This window comes from Microvirga sp. Mcv34 (assembly GCF_024519725.1).
GTDB lineage: Bacteria > Pseudomonadota > Alphaproteobacteria > Rhizobiales > Beijerinckiaceae > Microvirga.
Map to the genome: position 1 here is coordinate 1 of NZ_JALJRK010000144.1, position 6,794 is coordinate 6,794.

3 protein-coding genes and 1 pseudogene are annotated in these 6,794 nt (G+C 63.9%); 1 reads left to right on the forward strand and 3 read right to left on the reverse strand.

Annotated features, from left to right (window positions below):
• From ftsH to glgX, 3 genes are all read right to left on the reverse strand, one after another.
• Window positions 1-1,843 (reverse strand): ATP-dependent zinc metalloprotease FtsH (gene ftsH, locus OC446_RS28725; RefSeq protein WP_262032351.1); only part of this gene is annotated, 1,843 nt, incomplete at its 3' end.
• 537 nt (window positions 1,844-2,380) lie between these two features.
• Window positions 2,381-3,529 carry a patatin-like phospholipase family protein gene (locus tag OC446_RS28730; protein ID WP_181054746.1) on the reverse strand — a complete coding sequence of 383 codons (1,149 nt, stop codon included), beginning with the start codon at window positions 3,527-3,529 and terminating at the stop codon, window positions 2,381-2,383.
• A gap of 348 nt (window positions 3,530-3,877) precedes the next feature.
• Window positions 3,878-6,034 (reverse strand): glycogen debranching protein GlgX, encoded by a 2,157-nt coding sequence (gene glgX / locus OC446_RS28735; protein WP_181054745.1) that lies wholly within the window; start codon window positions 6,032-6,034, stop codon window positions 3,878-3,880.
• Window positions 6,035-6,232: 198 nt separating this feature from the next.
• Here glgX and OC446_RS28740 point away from each other — a divergent pair.
• A pseudogene (locus tag OC446_RS28740) lies at window positions 6,233-6,794 on the forward strand (alpha-glucan family phosphorylase); the annotation flags it as partial.

The window sequence follows — 6,794 nt, forward strand, 5'->3', positions numbered from 1 at the left end:
CGGATTGAGCCACTCTGTCGGGAGTGGATTCATCAGGTTGCCGGAGCGCCGGGAAATCGTCAACCGTGATGGTTTCCTTCTTCAGGAGCAGCATTGCCCCGGCCTCCAGATCGCTCATCCGGTCGCGAAGAATGGCCAGGGCGCGCTCGAACGCCTGATCGACAAGATTACGGCTTTCGACGTCGATCTCGCGCAGGGTTTCCTCGGACGCGTTCGGCCTCTCGATCGATGGCGCGCCTAAGAAGGGCTGTTGCGGGGGGAGGTAGGTGCGCTGCCCGGTGGCGCCCGCCATGCCGTAGCGCGTCACCATCTCGAAGGCGACCGCCGTCGCCCGCTGCAGGTCATCTGCGGCTCCGGTCGAGATTTCGCCTGCGAAGATCAGGGACTCGGCGGCGCGCCCGCCCATGAGCACGGCGATGCGGTTCTGCAGATCGCTCTGCGAGAGGAGAAAGCGGTCCTCCGTCGGGCGCTGGATGGTGTAGCCAAGCGCCCCGACGCCGCGCGGGATGATCGAGACCTTGAGCACGGGGTCGACTCCGGAGAGGCTCGCAGCGACCAGGGCATGGCCCATCTCGTGATAGGCCACCCGGCGCTTCTCCTCCGGATTGAGAACGCGGCTCTTCTTCTCCAGGCCGGCGACGATGCGCTCGATGGCGGCGGTGAAGTCGTCGAAGGAGACATCCTGGGCGTTGCGGCGGGTTGCGATGATCGCCGCCTCGTTGACGAGGTTGGCCAAGTCGGCGCCGGTGAAGCCCGTTGTCAGGCCAGCGATGTCGTCGAGGTTCACACTCGGTGAGAGTTGAATTTTGCGCACGTGAACCTTCAGAATATCCACGCGGCCCTTGCGGTCGGGCCTGTCAATGAGAACCTGCCGGTCGAAGCGACCTGGCCGGAGGAGGGCGGGATCGAGCACCTCGGGCCGGTTCGTCGCCGCGAGCAGGATCACGCCGCTCGACGGATCGAAGCCGTCGAGCTCGGCCAGGAGCTGATTGAGCGTCTGCTCCTTCTCGTCGTACCCACCCGTGATGTTGCCGGCGGCGCGGCTGCGGCCGAGCGCATCGAGCTCATCGATGAAGATGATGCAGGGCGAAGCCTTCCGAGCCTGCTCGAACAGGTCCCGGACCCGCGCCGCTCCGACGCCGACGAACATCTCGACGAACTCCGAGCCGGAGATCGAGAAGAACGCAACGCCAGCCTCGCCAGCAACGGCGCGGGCCATCAGGGTCTTGCCAGTGCCGGGAGGGCCCACCAGGAGGATGCCCTTGGGCAACCGGGCCCCGAGACGGCCGTAGGACTTCGGGTTCTTGAGGAAGTTGACCACCTCCTGCAGCTCGAACTTGGCTTCATCGGCCCCGGCGACATCCGCGAAGGTCACCTTGGTGTCGGTCTCGACATAGACCTTGGCCTTCGACTTGCCGATCGACATGAGGCCGCCGAGCCCCTGGCGCTCGGCCACCCGGCGGAACAGGAACGACCACAGGAGATAGAAGGCAAAGGCCGGCAGAATCCACGACAGGATCGTCGAGATGATGCCGCCGGAGGGAGCACCCGTAACCGTGACGCCCTTGGCGGCGAGCTTCTCGGCCAGCGTCGGGTCGACCCGGGCCGCCGCAAAGTAGGAGCGGCCTTCCGCCGTTGGCTCCTTGAGGGCGCCCGTGATGGTGTCCTGCCCGATCGTGACCTGGGCGACCTTGCCGTCGGCAACAAGCTGCTCGAACTGGCTGTAGGGGATGGTCTCGACCTGCCGGTACGTCGTCCAGAACTGCTGGATCAGCAGGACACCGAGAAACGCCGCGAAGATATACCAGAGGGTCCACTGCTGCTTGCGCGCGTTCGGCTCCATCACCTTGTCTCCCTACGATCCGTTCGGAACATGGCCCATGTTGGCCCCATCTCAAGTGTTATGGCGGCCGAGATCTTTCCTTGATCCAGAACAATATTGGCTCAAAAGCGGCTCGCCGGCCCGCACCAAGCCTTTGAGTTCACGGAAGCGGTTGGACGGTCGCCCGGATGTGCGTCGACGTCTCAGTACGCCCCCGTCCGGGCGATAATTGAAGACATGCCCGCGGAAACACCTCCTGCCCCCTCCGATATGTCATGCACGTTAGCGGCAAGCACCAGCTGGTCTGGTGTTGCTGCATGCATCACGCATAGCCGTCGCACGCCTCCCCAAAGTCTCCCAATCGTATTCGAAAATACTGTTCGCCGCCGAGCCGAGAAGATTGCTCCTGTACCAGAGAAAGCGTCCCAAGAACGAGCTCGAATTTCTGCAAGAGCTGTCACGAGAGGCGCTTTGGCCAATGTATTAGACATGGCTGGTGCGCGAGACTTGCAAGGGAGGCTGCGGATCCGGAAGCGGGGGGACCCGTTCGCTACGCCCTTACTCCGGAAGGGCTGAGCGCCCTCGCACAGGCCTCGTCATGGAAGCTTCTTTCCCAGGCAGGTTCCGCTTCCACACCGTCTGCGACAAAGCCTGATCGTAGCCATAAGCGTAGATCCGCCGCATGTACTCCCTGTCGAAGCCCATCGATCCACCTTCGGGCATGTCCGCCTCGATGTAAGCGAGGTTGAACCCGAAGCCGTTGCGGCGTGCGAAATCATGGGTCGCCTGCAATGTCGACCAGCTCTGGACCTGGGTCATTGTCGTCACGGCACGGCCGACGATCTCTGTCGCCCTGTTGCCCACGACAGTGAAGGACGGCTCGATCTTTCCGTTCATGACAACGTAGAAGCTGACCCGCATGCCAGGCCCAGGGCGGACGTTTTGCGTGACGATGTCTTGCGGCAGGATGAAAACGTTTGCCGTCACACCTCCGTCGACATGCATCTCCTGGAACAGGCGTCCATCAGCCAGCGCAGTGATCAGGGTCGGCGTGAACACGCCCGGGATGCTGGCCGAGGCCGTCATCACGGAACGGAACAGCTCGACGGCATCGGGCGACCCGCTCGCGGCGATCGCTCCCATGTTCCAGATCACGGGACGTTGGGCATCCAGGTTTGTCGTGACGATGAGAAGACGACGGCCCTTGAGGTACTCGCGCGCAACCTCCGCGACCACCTCCGGCGTCACGAACCGCTGGACCAGGGATCTCAGGCGGTTGTTGTCAAACACCCCGGATCCGAAGATGGCGTTGATGAGGCTGGGTGACTCCAGAAGGGTACTGCCGTAGCCGCCCGTGTAAATCTCGCGCAGGGTGTCGTCGTATGCACTTCCCAGGAAGGCGAAGGGTGCGATCAGGGCTCCGGTGCTGACGCCCGAGACAATCGCGAATTCCGGACGGGTGCCGGTCCGCGTCCATCCGTTCAGCAACCCCGCCCCGAACGCACCGTCGCCTCCGCCGCCGGAAAGGGCGAGATAGTTCAAGTCTCTCAAAGACCGCGGGTTGAACTGCGCCGCCTGGCGGGCGGAACTCCCGGCAGTTGCCCAGAACCGGACGTCCGGCATGCCAGGCACGTTCGCCTCCGCTTGGTCCGCGGCAGTGAAGTGGTTGCGGGGCAAGGCCCCGCAGCCCGCGAGGATGGCAGACATGCCGATGGCGGCCAGACCACCAAGGGGTGTGCGTCTCGACCGGGTAGCCGAGGACCTGTCCGTCAAGCGAAATCTGAGAGGCTGGTACAGGGGCGGTCCCTCCGGTGGCGATTCTTGGCATGACTTGACCGTTCTAGGGCACACGGCCAGCGGTTGCGAGATGCATCAGCCTTTTCAACCGGTTCGCCGGTCAGGATCGGTTTGCCGCCGGCGCCTCCATCGAATCTGCCGCCTTTCCAGTCGCATCAGTGCCCGTCCTGTGGAGATTTTGAGGCCGAGCACGGAGAGGAAACCCCGAGACGATGGTGAGCCCCTATTGGGATTCGGATCCAGCATGGTGACGCCTTTCTAAACCACCCGTCGCGCAACCTGCAGGCTCGTGCAACTCCTTCTCCAGGTGCTGGTCTCGTCGATCATGCCTGCAGGACCATCCTGGCCCTTGCTCCTGGATATCAGGACCACCGTGGCACGGGCCTCAAGCGCAATCGCGCCGCTGACAACCTCCTTGACCCGCAGAGCAGGATCAGCCGTATCGATTGCGATATGCCAGCGTCGGGTTGATGACGGGATTATGAACCGACAGGGAGCACGTGCCGCGTTGAAGAGAAGGCACAGGGCTCCACCCTCGTACTCATGAACCACACAGCCGACCTGGTTGTCGGGACCGTCCCAATCCACCGGCCCGCCATTCGCACCAAACCACTCGATCTCCTCAGACCTGTAGAAGCGATCCGCGCCGAGAACCGGATGCGCCTTCCGGAGTGCGATCAGATCGCTGACGAAATCCACCAGATGTGCGTTCCGATCGGCAAGCGTCCAGTCATACCAGGAGGTCTCATTATCCTGGCAATAGGCATTGTTGTTGCCGGCCTGCGTCCGCCGGAACTCGTCACCGCCAAGCAGCATCGGCACACCCCGCGAGAGGAACAGGGACGCGAGCATGTTCTTGATCTGGCGCAGACGCATCGCCTCGGCTGCGGGATCCTCCGTGGGCCCCTCGATGCCATTGTTTTCACTGTAATTCTCGGTCAGACCATCGAGGTTGCCCTCGCCGTTGGCTTGGTTGTGCTTCGCCGCATAGGAGACGAGGTCGTTCAGCGTGAAGCCGTCATGGCACGTGACGAAATTGATGCTCTTGATAGGGGAGCCGTTGCCACTCTGGTGGTAGAGGTCGGCGCTACCGCAGAGGCGGGTGGCGAAGCGGCCGGTCATGCCCGCATCGCCGCGCCAGAACCGCCGGACGTCGTCGCGGTAATGGCAGTTCCATTCCGCCCAGCGCGTGCCGGGGAACTCACCCACCTGGAATGCGCCCCCGGCGTCCCATGCCTCGGCAATGAGTTTCACGTCCCGCAGCAGCGGGTCCTCGGCAATCTGCTCCAGCAGAGGCGGGTTCGGCAGGATGTTTCCCTCGGCGTCCCGGCCCAGGATCGAGGCGAGATCGAATCTGAACCCGTCCACGTGCATCTGCACCACCCAGTGCCGGAGGCAGTCGATGATCATGCTGCGCACGACCGGGTGGTTGCAGTTCAGTGTGTTGCCGCAGCCGGTGAAGTCGAGATAGCGGCGGCGATCCGGCGAGAGGATATAGTAGATCGCGTTGTCGAGGCCGCGGAAGCTGTAGGTTCGACCGTCCTCGCCGCCTTCGGCCGTGTGGTTGAACACGACGTCGAGGATGACCTCGATGCCGGCCCTGTGGAGTTCGCGGACCATCGTCTTGAATTCCGTCACCGCCGCTTGGGGCGATGAGCCCGATGCATAGCCTGGCATCGGTGCGAACAGGGCCATAGGATCGTAGCCCCAGTAGTCCGGCATCGGCGCCCCGGTGCGCGGATCGCGTTTCTGCCTTGCATGAGGATCGAAGGCCTGAACCGGCATCAGTTCGACCGCCGTGATGCCGAGACGCTTGAGGTAAGGGATCTTCTCGACGAGGCCCAGGTATTGGCCGGGGTGCCTGGCGCCCGACGAGGGATGCACCGTCAACCCGCGCACGTGGGTCTCATAGATGATCGTCTCGTTCCACAGGTGACGGGGGCGGACCTCGTCCTGCCAGTCGAACCAATGGTCGGGGATGACGCATCGGTGCGTCCATGCTGCAGGCTCCGAGGGCGATGTGGCAGGTAGGCTCCAGCCATTGCCCACGACCGAGGCCGCATAGGGCTCCAGCAGCGGCCGATCCGGCTGAAACCGGAGCCCCTGATCGGGCTCCCCGGGTCCGTCAGCCTGCAGGGCGTACAGCATCCCCTGGAGGTCTCCATGGAGCCGGACGTGCCAGACGTCGCCGGTCCGGTGGCGATCCGGTTCGAGATCGATCCTGAGGGATGGCAGGGCTGCATCAACACTGTCGTACAGCAGTAGCGCCATGCTGGTGGCATGGCGGCTGAAGACGGCGAGATTCGTGCCGTCCTGGTAGTCCTGCAAGCCGAGCGGCAGGGGCTCGCCGCGCCCCATCTGGATCGGGCCTGCCGGTATGTTCAGGATACCGTGTAACGATGACGCGCGGTCCATCGACTGTCCTTCGTTGCCGCAGCGACCATCGGAGCCTGCCTGACCATGAATGTGCCACGGCCGGTGCCGTCCGGTCTTGATCGGAGACTACTCCTCAGGGCCAAGTGTTGCGTTGACGCGCATCAAGGCAACCTGGAGGATGATGGATAGTTTTCCCTCGTCCAAGCTCATGGTCGAGCTATCAGCAGGAATATCACCGTGGCCGCCATCCTCCCGTTTCTCCAGCGCACGAGCATCGCGTACTTCTCGATGGAGATCGCCCTGCGGCCGGAGATCCACAGCTACAGCGGCGGCCTCGGCATTCTGGCCGGCGACACCGCCCGGTCGTGCGCGGATCTCGAACTGCCGGTCGTGTTCGTGACCCTGGCGAGCCGGGCCGGCTACCTGCGCCAGGAGATCGCCGCCGACGGCTCCCAAGTGGCGCACGACGATCCCTGGAACCCGGCGGAGTGGGCCACGCCGCTGGACGCCATGATCGCCGTCGGGATCGAGGGCCGGTCCGTCTGGATTCGGCCCTGGCTCTACGTCGTCACATGTCCCATCGGCCATGAGATCCCGGTGCTGCTGCTCGACACCGACCTCGACCAGAACGCTCCCGAGGATCGCAGGATCACGGATCGCCTGTACGGGGGCGATGACGTCTACCGCCTCAAGCAGGAGATCGTGCTCGGCATCGGCGGCGTCCGCCTGCTCCAGGCCCTCGGGTTCAGCATCGGGACCTACCACCTCAACGAGGGGCATGCGGCCTTCCTGACCCTGG